Annotated in this window: 17 protein-coding genes; 13 read left to right on the top strand and 4 right to left on the bottom strand. The window is 57.5% G+C overall.

All coding sequences use genetic code 11. The features are described 5' to 3' along the window. The first annotated feature begins 39 nt into the window (after positions 1–39). Positions 40–1,575: a murein biosynthesis integral membrane protein MurJ gene (murJ, locus tag BFG58_RS06075; RefSeq protein WP_048975864.1), complete on the top strand. Its 1,536-nt coding sequence runs from the start codon at positions 40–42 to the stop codon at positions 1,573–1,575. Positions 1,576–1,634: 59 nt separating this feature from the next. Here the strand turns inward: murJ and flgN are convergent, their stop codons facing one another. From flgN to flgA, 3 genes are all read right to left on the bottom strand, one after another. After that, positions 1,635–2,060: a flagella biosynthesis chaperone FlgN gene (gene flgN, locus BFG58_RS06070; RefSeq protein ID WP_008500818.1), complete on the bottom strand. Its 426-nt coding sequence runs from the start codon at positions 2,058–2,060 to the stop codon at positions 1,635–1,637. Positions 2,061–2,064: 4 nt separating this feature from the next. After that, the gene (gene flgM, locus BFG58_RS06065; RefSeq protein WP_008500817.1) at positions 2,065–2,358 is read right to left on the bottom strand and encodes a flagellar biosynthesis anti-sigma factor FlgM; all 294 of its coding nucleotides are present in this window, start codon (positions 2,356–2,358) and stop codon (positions 2,065–2,067) included. Between the two features lie 93 nt (positions 2,359–2,451). Further along, positions 2,452–3,111 (bottom strand): flagellar basal body P-ring formation chaperone FlgA, encoded by a 660-nt coding sequence (gene flgA, locus BFG58_RS06060; RefSeq protein ID WP_023327100.1) that lies wholly within the window; start codon positions 3,109–3,111, stop codon positions 2,452–2,454. A gap of 157 nt (positions 3,112–3,268) precedes the next feature. Here flgA and flgB point away from each other — a divergent pair, with 157 nt between their 5' ends. The 11 genes from flgB to flgL all read left to right on the top strand — a co-directional run bounded on the left by flgB (position 3,269) and on the right by flgL (position 13,165). After that, positions 3,269–3,685 (top strand): flagellar basal body rod protein FlgB, encoded by a 417-nt coding sequence (flgB, locus tag BFG58_RS06055; RefSeq protein WP_008500815.1) that lies wholly within the window; start codon positions 3,269–3,271, stop codon positions 3,683–3,685. A 3-nt stretch (positions 3,686–3,688) separates the two neighbouring features. Then, positions 3,689–4,093 (top strand): flagellar basal body rod protein FlgC, encoded by a 405-nt coding sequence (flgC, locus tag BFG58_RS06050; RefSeq protein WP_008500814.1) that lies wholly within the window; start codon positions 3,689–3,691, stop codon positions 4,091–4,093. An 11-nt stretch (positions 4,094–4,104) separates the two neighbouring features. Then, complete coding sequence (gene flgD, locus BFG58_RS06045; protein ID WP_032650840.1) at positions 4,105–4,815, top strand: flagellar hook assembly protein FlgD; 711 nt, start codon at positions 4,105–4,107, stop codon at positions 4,813–4,815. A 26-nt stretch (positions 4,816–4,841) separates the two neighbouring features. Next, positions 4,842–6,092 carry a flagellar hook protein FlgE gene (flgE, locus tag BFG58_RS06040; protein WP_032650841.1) on the top strand — a complete coding sequence of 417 codons (1,251 nt, stop codon included), beginning with the start codon at positions 4,842–4,844 and terminating at the stop codon, positions 6,090–6,092. Positions 6,093–6,112: 20 nt separating this feature from the next. Then, complete coding sequence (locus BFG58_RS06035; RefSeq protein WP_008500811.1) at positions 6,113–6,868, top strand: flagellar basal body rod protein FlgF; 756 nt, start codon at positions 6,113–6,115, stop codon at positions 6,866–6,868. 11 nt (positions 6,869–6,879) lie between these two features. Further along, positions 6,880–7,662 (top strand): flagellar basal-body rod protein FlgG, encoded by a 783-nt coding sequence (flgG, locus tag BFG58_RS06030; RefSeq protein WP_008500810.1) that lies wholly within the window; start codon positions 6,880–6,882, stop codon positions 7,660–7,662. Between the two features lie 57 nt (positions 7,663–7,719). Continuing rightward, on the top strand, positions 7,720–8,418 hold the full coding sequence (gene flgH, locus BFG58_RS06025; RefSeq protein WP_032666985.1) for a flagellar basal body L-ring protein FlgH: 699 nt from the start codon (positions 7,720–7,722) through the stop codon (positions 8,416–8,418). Positions 8,419–8,430: 12 nt separating this feature from the next. After that, positions 8,431–9,528 (top strand): flagellar basal body P-ring protein FlgI, encoded by a 1,098-nt coding sequence (locus tag BFG58_RS06020; protein WP_029740346.1) that lies wholly within the window; start codon positions 8,431–8,433, stop codon positions 9,526–9,528. Then, a complete protein-coding gene (gene flgJ, locus BFG58_RS06015; RefSeq protein ID WP_021240767.1) occupies positions 9,528–10,481 on the top strand; it encodes a flagellar assembly peptidoglycan hydrolase FlgJ in 954 nt (317 codons plus the stop codon). The genes BFG58_RS06020 and flgJ overlap by 1 nt, the downstream gene beginning before the upstream one ends. Positions 10,482–10,556: 75 nt before the next feature. Beyond that, entirely contained in the window at positions 10,557–12,197 is a 1,641-nt protein-coding gene (flgK, locus tag BFG58_RS06010) for a flagellar hook-associated protein FlgK (protein ID WP_045910192.1), read from the top strand. Between the two features lie 14 nt (positions 12,198–12,211). Further along, complete coding sequence (gene flgL, locus BFG58_RS06005) at positions 12,212–13,165, top strand: flagellar hook-associated protein FlgL (RefSeq protein ID WP_069719452.1); 954 nt, start codon at positions 12,212–12,214, stop codon at positions 13,163–13,165. 75 nt (positions 13,166–13,240) lie between these two features. Here flgL and BFG58_RS06000 read toward each other — a convergent pair whose 3' ends face one another. Continuing rightward, positions 13,241–14,455 carry an MFS transporter gene (locus tag BFG58_RS06000; protein WP_045910194.1) on the bottom strand — a complete coding sequence of 405 codons (1,215 nt, stop codon included), beginning with the start codon at positions 14,453–14,455 and terminating at the stop codon, positions 13,241–13,243. A gap of 109 nt (positions 14,456–14,564) precedes the next feature. Between BFG58_RS06000 and BFG58_RS05995 the strand changes: the two genes are divergently transcribed. Next, on the top strand, positions 14,565–15,503 hold the full coding sequence (locus tag BFG58_RS05995; RefSeq protein WP_048027425.1) for a LysR family transcriptional regulator: 939 nt from the start codon (positions 14,565–14,567) through the stop codon (positions 15,501–15,503). Positions 15,504–15,548: the final 45 nt, after the last annotated feature.

The following is a 15,548-nucleotide window of genomic DNA, read 5'->3' as shown; positions in this document are numbered from 1 at the left end:
CCGTCCTGGAAATCCGTATGGTTCTGGAAATTCACGTTAATGAACTTATTAAAATCGCTGGCGGCCGTCAGCTCGATGACCATGTTTTCCCGCGTGCTGGGTTTTGCGCGCGACGCCATTGTGGCAAGGGTATTTGGTGCAGGGATGGCCACGGACGCCTTTTTCGTCGCGTTCAAATTACCGAACCTGCTGCGTCGTATTTTTGCGGAAGGGGCGTTTTCTCAGGCATTCGTCCCCATCCTGGCGGAATATAAAAGCAAGCAGGGCGAGGACGCAACGCGCGTCTTTGTGTCTTATGTCTCCGGCCTGCTGACGCTGGCGCTGGCGGTGGTGACCGTCCTCGGGATGCTGGCTGCGCCCTGGGTGATTATGGTGACCGCGCCCGGCTTTGCCGATACGGCCGACAAGTTTGCCCTGACCTCGCAGCTTTTGCGCATCACCTTCCCTTATATTCTGCTGATCTCGCTGGCCTCGCTGGTGGGGGCGATCCTCAACACCTGGAACCGCTTCTCAGTTCCCGCGTTTGCGCCGACGTTCCTTAACGTCAGCATGATCGGCTTTGCCCTGTTCGCCGCGCCGCACTTCAACCCGCCGGTACTGGCGCTGGCCTGGGCGGTCACCGTGGGCGGCGTGCTGCAGCTGGCGTATCAGCTGCCGCATCTCAAAAAAATCGGCATGCTGGTGCTGCCGCGCATCAACCTCAAAGATGCCGGGGCGATGCGCGTCATCAAACAGATGGGACCCGCCATTCTCGGCGTCTCCGTCAGCCAGATCTCGCTGATTATCAACACCATCTTTGCCTCGTTCCTGGTGTCCGGCTCGGTTTCCTGGATGTACTATGCCGACCGCCTGATGGAGTTCCCATCCGGGGTGCTGGGCGTGGCGCTGGGGACCATCCTGCTGCCGTCGCTGTCGAAAAGCTTTGCCAGCGGTAATCATGATGAGTATTGCCGCCTGATGGACTGGGGCCTGCGTCTCTGCTTCCTGCTGGCCCTGCCAAGCGCGGTGGCGCTGGGTATTCTGGCCAAACCGCTGACGGTGTCGCTCTTCCAGTATGGGAAATTCACCGCCTTCGATGCCGCCATGACCCAGCGCGCGCTGATTGCCTACTCGGTGGGACTGATGGGGCTGATCGTGGTGAAAGTGCTGGCGCCGGGCTTTTATTCGCGTCAGGACATCAAAACGCCGGTAAAAATTGCCATCGTGACGCTGATTATGACGCAGCTGATGAACCTGGCGTTTATTGGTCCGCTGAAGCATGCAGGCCTGTCATTATCGATTGGTCTGGCGGCCTGTCTGAATGCCGGGCTGCTGTACTGGCAGCTGCGCAAGCAGGATATTTTCACGCCGCAGCCGGGCTGGGGGAGTTTCCTGGCGCGTCTGATCGTTGCGGTACTGGTGATGTCTGCTGCGCTGCTTGGCATGATGTACGTGATGCCGGAATGGTCCCTGGGTACCATGCCTTATCGTCTGATGCGGCTGATGGCCGTAGTGGGCGTCGGGGTGGTGGCGTACTTTGCCACGCTCGCGGTGCTGGGTTTCAAAGTCAAAGAGTTTGCCCGCCGGACGGCATAAACGCCAAAAGGGGAGTTCACCTTAGGGTGCTCCCCACTGCATAATTTGTCGCTTAAGCGTCAAATTGAAATCTTTTTCACACCCGCAATACGTGCAGTCGCTGTCTGACCATCCGCACCGTACAGTCCGGTTTCCTTATGCGGTTTCAACACCTCAAGCGCCTGCTGATTACGCTCAATCTGACCTTCCAGTAGCCAGCCGTTATGCTGGTTAAGATCGCGCAGGTGCTGGGTTTTTTCGGTAATGGTCTGCCAGCGCTCAATAATATCGTCATTGGCGCTGCGCTTAGGATCCTGCTCAGCGCGTCGCTGCTGCTCCAGATAATCCAGCGTTGCCAGAAGCGAACTTTTGTCTTCAGTAATACGCTGCAGCGCGCTGCCGTTGATGTGACCGGAAGAGAGATGCTGCTGTTCAGCGTCCATTACCGTTTTCAGGTCGTTCAGGACAACCGTCATTTGATCCAGTATTTCTGACAGTCGACTCATACGGTTAGTTACTCTGTAAGAAACTCTGTGCTTCCTGAATCAGGGCGTCAGCGATTTTGCTGGTGTCCATTTTCAGCTCACCGTTACGAATAGCTGTTTTCAGCGCTTCAACACGTTCCATATTGATATCGTTGCTGCCCGGCTGCATCAGTTTTGCCTGCGCGTCGCTCAGGGTCACGCTGGTGCTGTTGGACGTTGACGGTTTTTCCAGACGCGTTTTCTGCGCCGTAGCGTCATTCGTTTCGCGAGGTTGTACAGCGCTTACCGGCTTCAGGGCTGATGTACGATCAATGCTCATAGTGTTGTCCTCATCGAGGGTTCGCGGCGTTTGCGCCTGACATCATCATTAGTGGAATATTTATCGGCACGCGCCGCGAAATCTTTAAAAAGATTATAGGTTAATCAGAATATTCCCATCAGCATCGACGGTTCCGCTCACCACCTGGCCTGAGGACATTCTGACGCGGGCGTTTTGCGCCACCGCGGCATTGTTCAACGCTTTCCCTTCACTGTTGATGCTAAAGCCATCTCCGTTGGCGACCACCATCACCTGCTGGCCTGCTTTTACCCGCCATGCCTGACGCAGCATGGAGATCTGTATCGGCTGGCCTGGCGCGACGTCGCGCAGGCTGACGGCGTCCTGTGCCTGGTTAATATCCAGCATGGTGCGTGGCGGCAGCTGATCCAGACGGCCGCGCTTCAGCGTCACGCTGTTTGTCTGCAGCACGCTGCCGCGCGCAATGGGCACGGCAGCGACAACATAATTGCCCGTCGCCTGAACGGCAACCTGTAAATAGCGTTTTTCGTTGGCGCAGCGTGCCAGCACGTTCACATTCCCCCAAAGCTTTGTGAACCCCACCACGCTGAAGGACGGCTGATCACACGTCGGGTACAGATTCGGTGGCGTGCGCACGGTAACGGTCACGTCATCGCTAAAGCCTGCCAGTTTTTCAGCAAAAAAAGCCGTTAGCCGATCCTGTAACCCTTCAGCCTGCGCCAGAGGGCTTAACAGCAAGAGAGCCGCCACCAGACCACGTTTTAACGTTTGCATCGCAAGTTCCACCGTTTCCAGAGTTGAACGAATTCTACCTGCAGTGGTTTTGCATCAACGGAATAAATAGCGACGCATTTTGCGCTTATTCCGTCGATAGGGGAGACCGGGTGAGATTTAAGCTGTGAACTGAAATTTTGCCATCAGCGGAGGAGACATGCTCGATAAACTCGACGCCGCGTTACGTTTTCAGCAGGAAGCGCTCAACTTACGCGCCCAGCGGCAGGAGATTTTAGCCGCCAATATCGCTAACGCCGATACCCCGGGGTATCAGGCGCGCGATATTGATTTTTCCAGTGAACTCAAAAAGGTGATGGAGCGTGGACGTGCCGAAGGAACGGGTGTTGCACTTGCCATGACATCCTCTCGCCATATTCCTGCTCAGGCGATGACCGCGCCAGCGACTGATTTACTTTATCGCATTCCCGATCAGCCCTCACTCGACGGTAACACCGTGGATATGGACCGGGAGCGTACCCAGTTTGCCGACAACAGCCTGAAATACCAGACGGGCCTGACCGTACTCGGCGGACAAATCAAAGGCATGATGAACGTCCTGCAGGGGGGGAATTGATAGATGGCCTTGCTGAATATTTTTGATATCGCCGGTTCGGCGTTAACCGCACAGTCCAAACGCCTGAACGTGGCCGCCAGTAACCTGGCGAACGCCGACAGCGTCACCGGACCCGACGGCCAGCCCTATCGTGCCAAACAGGTTGTCTTTCAGGTCGATGCTGCGCCAGGCGCGGCGACGGGCGGCGTGAAGGTCTCTGATGTGGTAGAGAGCCAGGCGCCGGACAGGCTGGTGTATGAGCCGGGTAACCCGCTTGCGGATGCCAGCGGATACGTGAAGATGCCAAACGTGGATGTGGTGGGTGAGATGGTGAACTCCATGTCGGCTTCCCGTAGCTACCAGGCCAACGTCGAAGTGCTTAATACCGTGAAGAGCATGATGCTCAAAACACTCACTCTCGGCCAGTAAAGGAGACATGCATGTCCATCGCCGTAAATGTGAATGATCCTACGAACTCGGGTGTTAACAACACAAAGAGTACGACAGGTTCTAACTCCCTGACGGGGAGTAACGCCGCCGACCTTCAGGGCAGCTTTCTGACGCTGCTGGTGGCGCAGCTTAAGAACCAGGATCCCACCAACCCAATGCAGAACAACGAACTGACCACGCAGCTTGCGCAGATCAGTACCGTGAGCGGCATTGAGAAACTGAACACCACCCTCGGTTCCGTCTCTGGGCAGATTAACAGCGCCCAGTCTCTGCAGGCGGCAAGCCTGATTGGCCACGGGGTGATGATCCCGGGAACCACGATTCTGGCAGGCACCAGCACCACCGACGGTAATACCACCACGACGACCACGCCGTTTGGCGTTGAGCTCCAGCAGCCGGCTGAGAAGGTGACGGCAACGATCACGGATGCCAATAACGTGGTGGTTCGCACCATTGATATCGGCGAGCTGAAGGCGGGCGTTCACACCTTTACCTGGGATGGCAGCCTGACCGACGGCACCAAAGCACCAAACGGATCCTACAAAGTGGCAATCAGCGCCAGCAACGGGACGACCCAGCTGGTAGCGCAGCCGCTGCAGTTCGCGCTGGTCCAGGGCGTGATTAAAGGAAGCGACGGCAACAAACTGGATTTGGGAACCTCTGGTTCCACCACACTCGACGAAGTTCGGCAGATTATCTAAGCCTTAACACTTATCAGGAGTAAGTCATGGCCTTTTCTCAAGCGGTCAGCGGCCTGAATGCTGCGGCCACCAACCTGGACGTCATTGGCAACAACATCGCCAACTCCGCGACCTATGGTTTTAAATCCGGTTCTGCTTCCTTTGCAGACATGTTTGCCGGTTCCAAAGTCGGCCTGGGCGTGAAAGTTGCGGGCATCACTCAGGACTTTAGCGACGGCACCACCACCAACACCGGTCGTGGTCTGGACGTTGCCATCAGCCAGAACGGTTTCTTCCGTATGGTCGATTCCAACGGCTCTGTGTTCTACAGCCGTAACGGCCAGTTCAAGCTGGATGAAAACCGTACGCTGGTTAACATGCAGGGCATGCAGCTGACGGGCTACCCGGTAGCGGGAACGCCGCCTACCGTTCAGACCGGTGCGAACCCTCAGGCAATTACCATCCCGAATACCCTGATGGCGGCGAAATCGACCACCACCGCGACGCAGCAGATCAACCTGAACTCAACCGATCCTGTTCAAACCGCTCCCTTCGATGCGACTAACCCGGATACCTACAACAAAAAAGGGACCGTGACCGTATTCGACAGCCAGGGTAACGCCCATAACATGTACGTCTACTACGTTAAGACGGCTGACAATAAATGGGACCTTTACACTCAGGACGGCAGCGTAGCGGGTTCTGCTGCGACGAAAGCGGCGCAGATGAACTTTGATGCGAACGGTAACCTGGCGGGTGTGTATAACTACGACGCGGCGGGTGTGCTGAGCGCAGCGCCAAACGCCACGCCGGCCATTAACATCACCACGGGCTCCGTCAGCGGTGCGACGGCGGCGACTTTCTCCCTGAGCTTCCAGAACTCCATGCAGCAGAACACCGGCGCGAACAGCGTGGTGGCTACCAATCAGAACGGCTACAAGCCAGGCGATCTAGTGAGCTACCAGATCAACGACGATGGCACCGTGGTGGGAAGCTACTCTAACGAACAGTCTCAGGTTCTGGGTCAGATCGTGCTGGCAAACTTCGCCAACAACGAAGGTCTGAAATCAGAAGGCGATAACGTCTGGTCTGCCACCCAGTCCTCTGGCGTGGCGCTGCTGGGTACCGCAGGCACCGGTAACTTTGGCAAGCTGACCAACGGCGCGCTGGAAGCTTCCAACGTGGATATGAGTAAAGAACTGGTGAACATGATCGTCGCGCAGCGTAACTATCAGTCGAACGCGCAGACCATCAAAACCCAGGACCAGATCCTCAACACGCTGGTTAACCTGCGTTAAGCGGCTAACAGGAAAGCGCAATGGATCACGCAATATATACCGCGATGGGCGCGGCAAGTCAGACGCTCAATCAGCAGGCCGTTACCGCCAGCAACCTGGCAAACGCCTCAACGCCGGGTTTTCGCGCGCAGCTTAATGCGCTGCGCGCGGTGCCGGTAGAAGGGCTTTCCCTGCCGACCCGAACGCTGGTGACCGCATCGACCCCAGGCGCCGATATGACGCCAGGGCAGATGGATTACACCTCACGCCCGCTGGACGTGGCTCTGCAGCAGGACGGCTGGCTGGCGGTGCAAACGGCGGACGGCAGTGAAGGCTATACCCGTAACGGGAACATCCAGGTGAGCGCGACGGGCCAGCTGACGATTCAGGGGCATCCGGTGATGGGGGAAGCGGGTCCGCTGACCGTACCGGAAGGCTCTGAGCTGACTATCGCTGCGGACGGCACCATTTCGGCGCTCAACCCGGGCGACCCGGCCAATACCGTTGCGCCCGTCGGTCGTCTGAAGCTGGTCAAAGCGGAAGGCAAAGAGGTGCAGCGTGGCGACGATGGCATGTTCCGTCTGACCCAGGCGGCGCAGGCGACGCGGGGTGCCACCTTACAGGCCGACCCGAGCATCCGCGTGATGTCCGGCGTCCTGGAAGGCAGTAACGTCAAGCCGGTCGAAGCCATGACCGACATGATCGCCAGCGCCCGCCGCTTTGAAATGCAGATGAAGATCATCAGCAGCGTGGATGAAAACGCGGGCAAGGCTAACCAACTTCTGGCTATGAGTTAACAGGATTCCTTATGATCAGTTCTTTATGGATCGCGAAAACTGGCCTGGACGCCCAGCAAACCAATATGGACGTGATTGCCAACAACCTGGCAAACGTAAGCACCAATGGTTTCAAGCGTCAGCGCGCCGTTTTCGAAGATTTGCTTTATCAAACCATCCGCCAGCCGGGGGCGCAGTCTTCTGAACAGACGACGCTGCCATCGGGTCTGCAGATCGGTACCGGTGTTCGTCCGGTGGCCACCGAGCGTCTGCACAGTCAGGGCAACCTGTCTCAGACCAACAACAGCAAAGACGTGGCGATCAAAGGCCAGGGCTTCTTCCAGGTGCAGCTGCCTGACGGTACCTCTGCCTACACCCGCGACGGCTCGTTCCAGGTCGATCAGAACGGCCAGCTGGTGACGGCGGGCGGTTTCCAGGTCCAGCCTGCGATTACCATCCCGGCGAACGCACTGAGCATCACCATCGGACGTGACGGTGTGGTCAGCGTAACCCAGCAGGGGCAGGCCGCGCCGGTTCAGGTTGGGCAGCTCAACCTGACCACCTTCATGAACGATACCGGTCTGGAAAGCATTGGTGAGAACCTCTACACCGAGACGCAATCCTCCGGTACGCCAAATGAAAGTACGCCAGGCCTGAACGGCGCGGGTCTGCTGTATCAGGGCTATGTTGAAACCTCTAACGTGAACGTGGCGGAAGAGCTGGTGAATATGATCCAGGTCCAGCGCGCGTATGAAATTAACAGTAAAGCAGTGTCGACGACCGACCAGATGCTGCAGAAACTGACGCAACTCTAAGGTGTAGCCCGGTGCGGTAAACGCCGCGCCGGCTCCCTGTTTTCGAAGATGAAGGCAATGCAAAAAAACGCGGCGTTTCGTTATCCGATACTGACTGTTCTGGCCGTCACCCTCAGCGGGTGTGCCTGGATCCCGTCTAAACCTTTGGTCCAGGGTGCGACGACTGCCCAACCCGTTCCTGGCCCTGCGCCAGTGGTAAACGGCTCCATTTTCCAGACCGCGCAGCCGATTAATTACGGCTATCAGCCGCTGTTTGAAGATCGCCGCCCACGTAACGTCGGCGATACATTGACCATTGTGTTGCAGGAAAACGTCAGCGCGAGCAAGAGCTCGTCGGCGAACGCCAGCCGCGATGGCAAAACGAATTTTGGCTTCGACACTGTGCCACGCTATCTCGAAGGGCTGTTCGGCAACGCGCGTGCTGATGTGAACGCGTCCGGCGGCAATACCTTTAACGGTAAAGGCGGCGCGAATGCCAGCAACACCTTCAGCGGTACGCTGACGGTGACGGTTGACCAGGTACTGGTTAACGGCAACCTACACGTTGTGGGTGAAAAACAGATCGCCATCAACCAGGGCACTGAATTCATTCGCTTCTCGGGCGTGGTTAACCCTCGCACCATCAGCGGCACCAACACCGTTCCGTCCACTCAGGTGGCGGATGCGCGCATTGAGTACGTCGGGAACGGCTATATCAATGAAGCGCAAAATATGGGTTGGCTGCAGCGCTTCTTCCTTAATTTATCGCCGATGTAAGCGAGGTGACCCATGTTTAAATCGATCTTCGCCGTGGCGCTCGCGCTGGTGGCTACCTTTGCCCAGGCTGACCGTATTCGCGATCTCACCAGCGTCCAGGGCGTGCGTGAAAACTCGCTGATTGGCTACGGCCTGGTGGTGGGGCTGGACGGTACCGGTGACCAGACGACCCAGACCCCCTTTACCACCCAAAGCCTGAACAACATGCTTTCCCAGCTCGGCATTACCGTGCCAGCGGGAACTAATATGCAGCTGAAAAACGTGGCGGCAGTAATGGTCACCGCGTCCTACCCGGCGTTTGCGCGCCAGGGACAAACCATTGACGTGGTGGTCTCCTCAATGGGTAACGCCAAAAGCCTGCGCGGCGGTACGCTGCTGATGACCCCGCTGAAAGGCGTCGACAGCCAGGTTTATGCGCTGGCGCAGGGGAACATTCTGGTCGGCGGTGCGGGAGCATCCGCAGGCGGAAGCAGCGTACAGGTGAACCAGCTCAACGGCGGACGGATTACCAACGGGGCGATCATTGAGCGTGAACTGCCGACCCAGTTTGGCGCGGGAAACACCATCAACCTGCAGCTCAATAATGAAGACTTCACGATGGCGCAGCAGATTGCCGATACCATCAACCGCAGCCGCGGCTATGGTAATGCAACGGCACTCGATGCGCGCACCGTGCAGATCCGTACCTCCACCGGCAGCAGCAACCAGGTGCGCATGCTGGCCGATATCCAGAATATGGAAGTGAACGTTCCGGTTCAGGATGCGAAGGTGATCATCAACTCCCGTACCGGCTCGGTGGTCATGAACCGGGAAGTGTCGCTCGACAGCTGCGCCGTGGCGCAGGGGAACCTCTCCGTGACGGTAAACCGCTCCGCGAACGTGAGCCAGCCGAATACGCCATTTGGTGGCGGTCAGACGGTGGTGACGCCGCAAACGCAGATTGATATGCGCCAGAGCGGCGGGTCACTGCAAAGCGTGCGCTCCAGCGCCAACCTGAACAGCGTGGTGCGTGCCCTGAATGCCCTGGGGGCAACGCCGATGGATCTGATGTCCATCCTGCAATCGATGCAAAGCGCGGGCTGCCTGCGCGCCAAACTGGAAATCATCTAATGCTGACCGATAGCAAACTGTTGACCAGTGCAGCCTGGGATGCCCAGTCGCTCAACGAACTGAAAACCAAAGCAGGAAAAGACCCGGCGGCGAATATCCGCCCGGTCGCCCGCCAGGTGGAAGGGATGTTTGTACAGATGATGCTGAAAAGCATGCGCGAAACCCTGCCGAAAGACGGGATGTTCAGCAGTGATTCAACGCGTCTCTACACCAGCATGTATGACCAGCAGATTGCGCAGCAGATGACCGCCGGGAAAGGCCTCGGTCTGGCTGACATGATTGTCAAGCAGACCGAAGCCGCGCAGGGCATTCAGCCTCAGGATCAGCCGCAGCAGGTACCGATGAAATTCGACCTGGAAACGGTGACCAGCTATCAGAACCAGGCTCTGACGCAAATGGTGCGTAAAGCCATGCCGAAAGCCACGGGCAGCGGCGATGAGCCGCTCTCCGGTGACAGCAAAGACTTCCTGGCGCAGCTTTCTCTACCTGCGCGTCTTGCCAGCGAACAGAGCGGCGTGCCGCATCACCTGATTCTGGCGCAGGCCGCGCTGGAGTCGGGCTGGGGTCAGCGCCAGATCCGCAAGGAAAACGGCGAGCCGAGCTTCAACATCTTCGGCGTGAAGGCTACCTCCAGCTGGAAGGGGCCAACCACGGAGATCACGACCACGGAATACGAGAACGGTGCGGCGGTGAAGGTGAAAGCCAAATTCCGCGTCTACAGCTCGTATCTGGAAGCCTTGTCCGATTATGTTGGCCTGCTGAGCCGAAATCCGCGCTATACCGCTGTGACGCAGGCGGCGACGGCGGAGCAGGGCGCTCAGGCGCTGCAAAACGCGGGCTACGCGACCGACCCGAACTATGCGCGTAAGCTCACCAGCATGATCCAGCAGCTGAAATCAATGGGCGAGAAGGTCAGCAAAGCCTATAGCACAGATATTGAAAATCTGTTCTGAAAGTTCTCAAGTCCCGGTGGAGGTTGCCGATAACCTTCATCAGGACTCGTGTCTGAACGTATAAAAGGAACCCCCATGTCCAGTTTGATTAACAGCGCCATGAGTGGCCTCAGTGCTGCGCAGTCGGCACTCAATACCGTCAGTAATAATATTTCAAGCTATAACGTGGCAGGCTATACCCGCCAGACCACGGTGCTGGGCGCATCTAACAGCACGCTGACCGGCGGTGGCTGGGTGGGTAACGGGGTGTATGTCTCCGGTGTCCAGCGTGAGTATGACGCCTTCATCACCAACCAGCTGCGCGCCGCGCAGACGCAGAGCAGCGGCCTGACGACGCGCTACCAGCAGATGTCAAAAATCGACGACGTGCTCTCCGATACCACCAACTCGCTCTCCACCACGCTGCAGGACTTCTTCAAGAGTCTGCAAACGCTGGTGAGCAACGCGGAAGACCCGGCGGCACGTCAGACGGTGCTGGGTAAAGCGGGCGGTCTGGTCAATCAGTTTAAAACCAACGATCAGTATCTTCGCGACCAGGATACGCAGGTCAATACCGCGATTAGCACCAGCGTTTCTCAGATCAACAACTATGCCAAACAGATTGCCAATCTGAACGATCAGATTTCCCGTCTGACCGGCGTCGGCGCGGGCGCATCGCCTAACGATCTGCTTGATCAGCGCGATCAGCTCGTCAATGAGCTGAACAAAATCGTCGGCGTGGAAGTCTCTGTCCAGGATAGCGGCACGTTTAACATCTCTTTCGGCAATGGTTACAGCCTGGTACAGGGCAGCAAAGCCAACCAGCTGGCTGCCGTGAAGTCGAGTGCCGATCCGGCCCGTACTACCGTGGCCTATGTCGATGACGTGGCCGGGAACGTCGAGATCCCGGAAAAAATGATCACCACCGGTTCATTAGGCGGTTTACTGACTTTCCGTACGGAAGATCTGGATAAAGCCCGTAATACCCTGAACCAGATGGCGCTGGCCTTTGCCGATTCGATGAACACGCAGCATGAAGCCGGTTTTGACGCTAACGGTGATGCGGGCGGTAAGCTGTTCAACTTTGGTTCTCCGGCGGTACTGTCCAACAGCAAGAACGGCGGATCGGCGGTTGTTACGGCCTCTGTGACGGACAGCAAACAGGTCCAGGCGACAGACTATAAGCTGCAGTTCAACGGTACTGACTGGACGATCACCCGTACATCAGACAAAACCAGCTTTACGATGAGCCCGGATGCCAGCGGCAATCTGTCGTTTGATGGTCTTAACGTCAACGTGAGCGGCACGGCAAATACCAAAGACAGCTTTACCGTGAAGCCGGTTTCCGACGTCATCATGAACATGGATCTGGCGATCAGCGACGAGTCCAAGCTGGCGATGGCGTCAGTGCAGAACGGCGGCGAAAGTGATAACCGTAACGGCCAGAAACTGCTCGATCTGCAAAACGCGAAAGTCGTGGGGGGCAACAAAACCTTCAACGATGCGTATGCCTCTCTCGTCAGTACCGTGGGTAGCTCAACGGCGTCACTGAAGGTGAGCAGCCAGACGAAAGCCAACGTGGAGACGCAGTTAATCAAGCAGCAGCAGACCATCTCTGGGGTAAACCTCGACGAAGAGTATGGCAATTTGCAGCGTTATCAGCAGTATTACCTGGCGAACGCCCAGGTTCTCCAGACTGCCAGTACGCTCTTCGATGCAATTATCAACATTCGTTAAGGTTGAGGTGAACAATGCGTATTAGCACCCAGATGATGTATGAGCAGAACATGCGTGGGATCACCGATTCCCAGAGCAGATGGCTGAGCTACGGTGAACAGATGTCCACCGGCAAGCGCGTCAACCGTCCGTCGGACGATCCTATCGCCGCGTCGCAGGCCATCGTTCTGTCACAATCGCAGTCGCAAAACAGCCAGTTCGCGCTTGCGCGTACCTTCGCCACGCAAAAAGTCTCGCTGGAAGATAACGTGTTAACTCAGGTGAACACCGCGATCTCAAGCGTGCGCGAGAAGCTCGTTTACGCCTCGAACGGCACATTAAGCGATGACGACCGTCTTTCTCTGGCGACCGATATTCAGGGGATCCGCGATCAGCTTATGAACCTGGCCAACACAACGGATGGTAATGGTCGCTTTATCTTTGCGGGATACAAAACCGAGAGCGCACCGTTTGATGCTGCGACCGGGGATTATAACGGCGGCACTGAGGCCATCACGCAGCAGGTTGATACGGCGCGTAATATGGCCATTAGCCATACCGGGCAGCAAATTTTCGAAAGCATTACCAGTAATGCGGAACAGCTGCCGGGCGGTGGATATGGCGAGACGAACATGTTCAAAATCCTGGATTCTGCGATTGCGTCGCTGAAGACGCCGATTGAGAACGATCCGGCTGCCGCAACGGCGCAAAGCCAGGTGATTGCCAATGCGCAAATCGGCATTAAAAACGCCCAGAACAATATTCTGACGGTCGTTGCGGATGTGGGCACCAAGATGAACGAGCTGGAAAAACTCGATACGCTGGGCGATGACCGCGCGCTGGGTCAGACCAAGCAGATGAGCGACCTGGTTGATGTCGACTGGAACGAAGCGATTTCCTCTTACACCATGCAGCAGGCGGCCTTGCAGGCGTCTTATAAAGCGTTTAGCGATATGCAGGGCATGTCTCTGTTCCAGCTGAACAAATAACATCTTGACCTCTTGGAACATGTCTTGAAACTGGGCATGTTTTACTGCCCAATCCGTCTGGATTGGGCATTTTTTTTATGCGGCTTCCGCCGGTACGGAGGCGACACGCGCGCTTTCTATCAGACGGATGGCCAGCGCAATGACGCCACAGACGGTGGCCAGTGCGACTACGCCCGTCCAGCCAGCCAGCGAGTAGATATTGCTGCCTAACGCGGACCCCAGCGCCATCCCGATAAAGACCACCGTAAAGAGCAGGGCGTTGAGACGACCACGCGCCTGCGGTTCTAGGCTGTACACCAGGTTCTGGTGGGCGACCAGGCTGGACTGCAGGCCCAGGTCGAACCCGACGGCAGAGATGGCGATCAGCATCAGCTGTCCATGAACGCCCAATGCGGGCATCAGGAACATCAGGGCGAAAGAGACGGTCACAAGAACGGCACCAAGCTGCGTGACTTTTCCTGCCCCCAGTTTGTCCGCCAGCCCCCCCGCCAGCGGGGCGGCTAACGCACCCGCGGCACCGGCAATACCAAAACCACCTGCGACGGCACTACCCAGGTGATAGCGTTCCAGCAGCATGACCGCCAGCGTTGACCAGAAGGCGCTAAAGGCAATCGACAGGAAGCCCTGAGCCAGCGCCGCGCGGCGCAGTGCCGGATAACGACGCCACAGGTGCTCCATCGAGCGCATCAGCGCGGGGTAGCTTAGCGTGGAGTGAATAGCAAAACGGGGAAGTACAAACCACATCATCACCCCGATGAACGCGATGCTCGCCGCCGCCAGCTGGTACATGACGCGCCAGCCAAACGCCTCGCCCACCACGCCGCTTACGGTTCTGGATAATAAGATACCCATCAGCAGGCCGGTCATTACCGTGCCCACGGTTTTCCCCTGTTTACCTTCCGGTGCGAGAATGGCCGCGGCGGGGACGATATCCTGCGCCATGGTGGCGGCCATGCCGATGAGCAGGCTTGCCAGCAGAAGAGAATGGATCTGCCCGGTCAGGCTACAGCCGAGAAGAAACAGCGCCAGCGCCGCGCTTTTGATCAGAATTAACGTCCTGCGGTCGTGGCGATCGCCCAGAGGAAGCAGGAACAGGATGCCGAGCGCGTAGCCTGCCTGCGTTAATGTTGGCACCAGGCCCATACCTTCAATGCTCAGATGCAGGTCAGCACCCATCAGCGGCAGCAGGGGCTGCGCGTAATAGATTGATGCCACGCTGAAGCCAGCCCCCAGAGCCAGCATAAAAATCACCCAGCGGCTTACAGCATGGGGAGTTGTTGTTGTGTTCATAAGTTGTTCCTCATTCGTCGTGTGCGGTTATTTTTTATCAGTACGCCTTGCGACGGTAGCGGGCCCGGTGGTAAAACGCTTATACGTTAAACGTATAACTGAAAATGCGATGAAAAGAGCTGAGCGTATAGACAGGGTAGAGCTAATGCGAACGTTTGTCCGCATTGTCGAGGCGGGTTCGCTCTCTGCGGCGGCACGGCAGCTGGCAACAACCCAGGCCACGGTAAGCCGACGGCTGCAGTCGCTTGAAACCATGCTGGGCGTGCGCCTGATGTTGCGTACCACCCACACGACGCGGCTAACGGATGACGGCGAGCGCTGCTATCAGCACGCCCGTCGGGTGATCGACAGCTGGCTGGCGCTGGAAGATGAGGTGGGGCAGACGGAAGATGAGCCGGTAGGCGTGCTGCGGGTGCGCGCTCCCCACGCGTTTGGTCAGGACCAGCTTCTGAAACCCGTAACCGAATTTTTGCAACGCTATCCCCAGCTTTCGATTGAGTGGATGCTCAACGACCGGTCGGCAGATTTTCTCGGCGACAACCTTGACTGCGCTATTCGGGTGGGTGTGGAGGTCGATCCGGCGACCGTATCCGTGCTGCTGGCGGAAGTGCCTCGCTCGGTGGTGGCCGCGCCAGCGCTGCTGGCCCGCTTCCCGGCGGTGAATACGCCGGAGGATTTGCAGCAGTTTCCCTGGATAGCCATCAGCTCTTTCTACCAGCGCCACGTGGAGCTATTTCACGATGCTTCGCCCGCCACCGCGCGGATTGCTATTACGCCACGCCTCAGCACCGACAGCCTGTATGTTGCACGCAATACGGCACTGACCGGGCTCGGTGTGGCGGTCGTATCAAGCTGGACGGTACAGGATGATATTCGGGAAGGGCGGCTGGTGCATTTGCTGCCGGAGTGGCAGCCAGCGGCGCTACCGGTGCATCTGGTCTATCCCTGGTCCCGTTATTATCCGGCACGCTTGCGGCGTTTTCTTGAGCTGATGCGACAGGTCATGCCGGAGGTGACCGGGATGAGGAAGCCTGTGCAGCAGCCATAAAAAAAGCCGACCTTAAGGTCGGCTTTTTGCTTTCAGCGTTGTTTG

It is taken from the genome of Enterobacter sp. ku-bf2 (assembly GCF_001742765.1).
GTDB lineage: Bacteria > Pseudomonadota > Gammaproteobacteria > Enterobacterales > Enterobacteriaceae > Enterobacter > Enterobacter quasiroggenkampii.
Note: the sequence above shows the minus strand (reverse complement) of the source record. Positions and strands in the feature narration are given on the sequence as shown.

Bases quoted from the DNA above. Each gene is read 5' to 3' on its own strand.
- BFG58_RS06035 (WP_008500811.1), top strand. From the start codon at position 6,113: ATGGATCACGCAATATATACCGCGATGGGCGCGGCAAGTCAGACGCTC.
- flgG (WP_008500810.1), top strand. From the start codon at position 6,880: ATGATCAGTTCTTTATGGATCGCGAAAACTGGCCTGGACGCCCAGCAA.
- flgJ (WP_021240767.1), top strand. From the start codon at position 9,528: ATGCTGACCGATAGCAAACTGTTGACCAGTGCAGCCTGGGATGCCCAG.
- flgE (WP_032650841.1), top strand. From the start codon at position 4,842: ATGGCCTTTTCTCAAGCGGTCAGCGGCCTGAATGCTGCGGCCACCAAC.
- flgL (WP_069719452.1), top strand. From the start codon at position 12,212: ATGCGTATTAGCACCCAGATGATGTATGAGCAGAACATGCGTGGGATC.
- flgH (WP_032666985.1), top strand. From the start codon at position 7,720: ATGCAAAAAAACGCGGCGTTTCGTTATCCGATACTGACTGTTCTGGCC.
- flgC (WP_008500814.1), top strand. From the start codon at position 3,689: ATGGCCTTGCTGAATATTTTTGATATCGCCGGTTCGGCGTTAACCGCA.
- flgA (WP_023327100.1), bottom strand. From the start codon at position 3,111: ATGCAAACGTTAAAACGTGGTCTGGTGGCGGCTCTCTTGCTGTTAAGC.
- flgD (WP_032650840.1), top strand. From the start codon at position 4,105: ATGTCCATCGCCGTAAATGTGAATGATCCTACGAACTCGGGTGTTAAC.
- BFG58_RS06020 (WP_029740346.1), top strand. From the start codon at position 8,431: ATGTTTAAATCGATCTTCGCCGTGGCGCTCGCGCTGGTGGCTACCTTT.
- flgB (WP_008500815.1), top strand. From the start codon at position 3,269: ATGCTCGATAAACTCGACGCCGCGTTACGTTTTCAGCAGGAAGCGCTC.
- flgM (WP_008500817.1), bottom strand. From the start codon at position 2,358: ATGAGCATTGATCGTACATCAGCCCTGAAGCCGGTAAGCGCTGTACAA.
- BFG58_RS06000 (WP_045910194.1), bottom strand. From the start codon at position 14,455: ATGAACACAACAACAACTCCCCATGCTGTAAGCCGCTGGGTGATTTTT.
- murJ (WP_048975864.1), top strand. From the start codon at position 40: ATGAACTTATTAAAATCGCTGGCGGCCGTCAGCTCGATGACCATGTTT.
- flgK (WP_045910192.1), top strand. From the start codon at position 10,557: ATGTCCAGTTTGATTAACAGCGCCATGAGTGGCCTCAGTGCTGCGCAG.
- flgN (WP_008500818.1), bottom strand. From the start codon at position 2,060: ATGAGTCGACTGTCAGAAATACTGGATCAAATGACGGTTGTCCTGAAC.
- BFG58_RS05995 (WP_048027425.1), top strand. From the start codon at position 14,565: ATGAAAAGAGCTGAGCGTATAGACAGGGTAGAGCTAATGCGAACGTTT.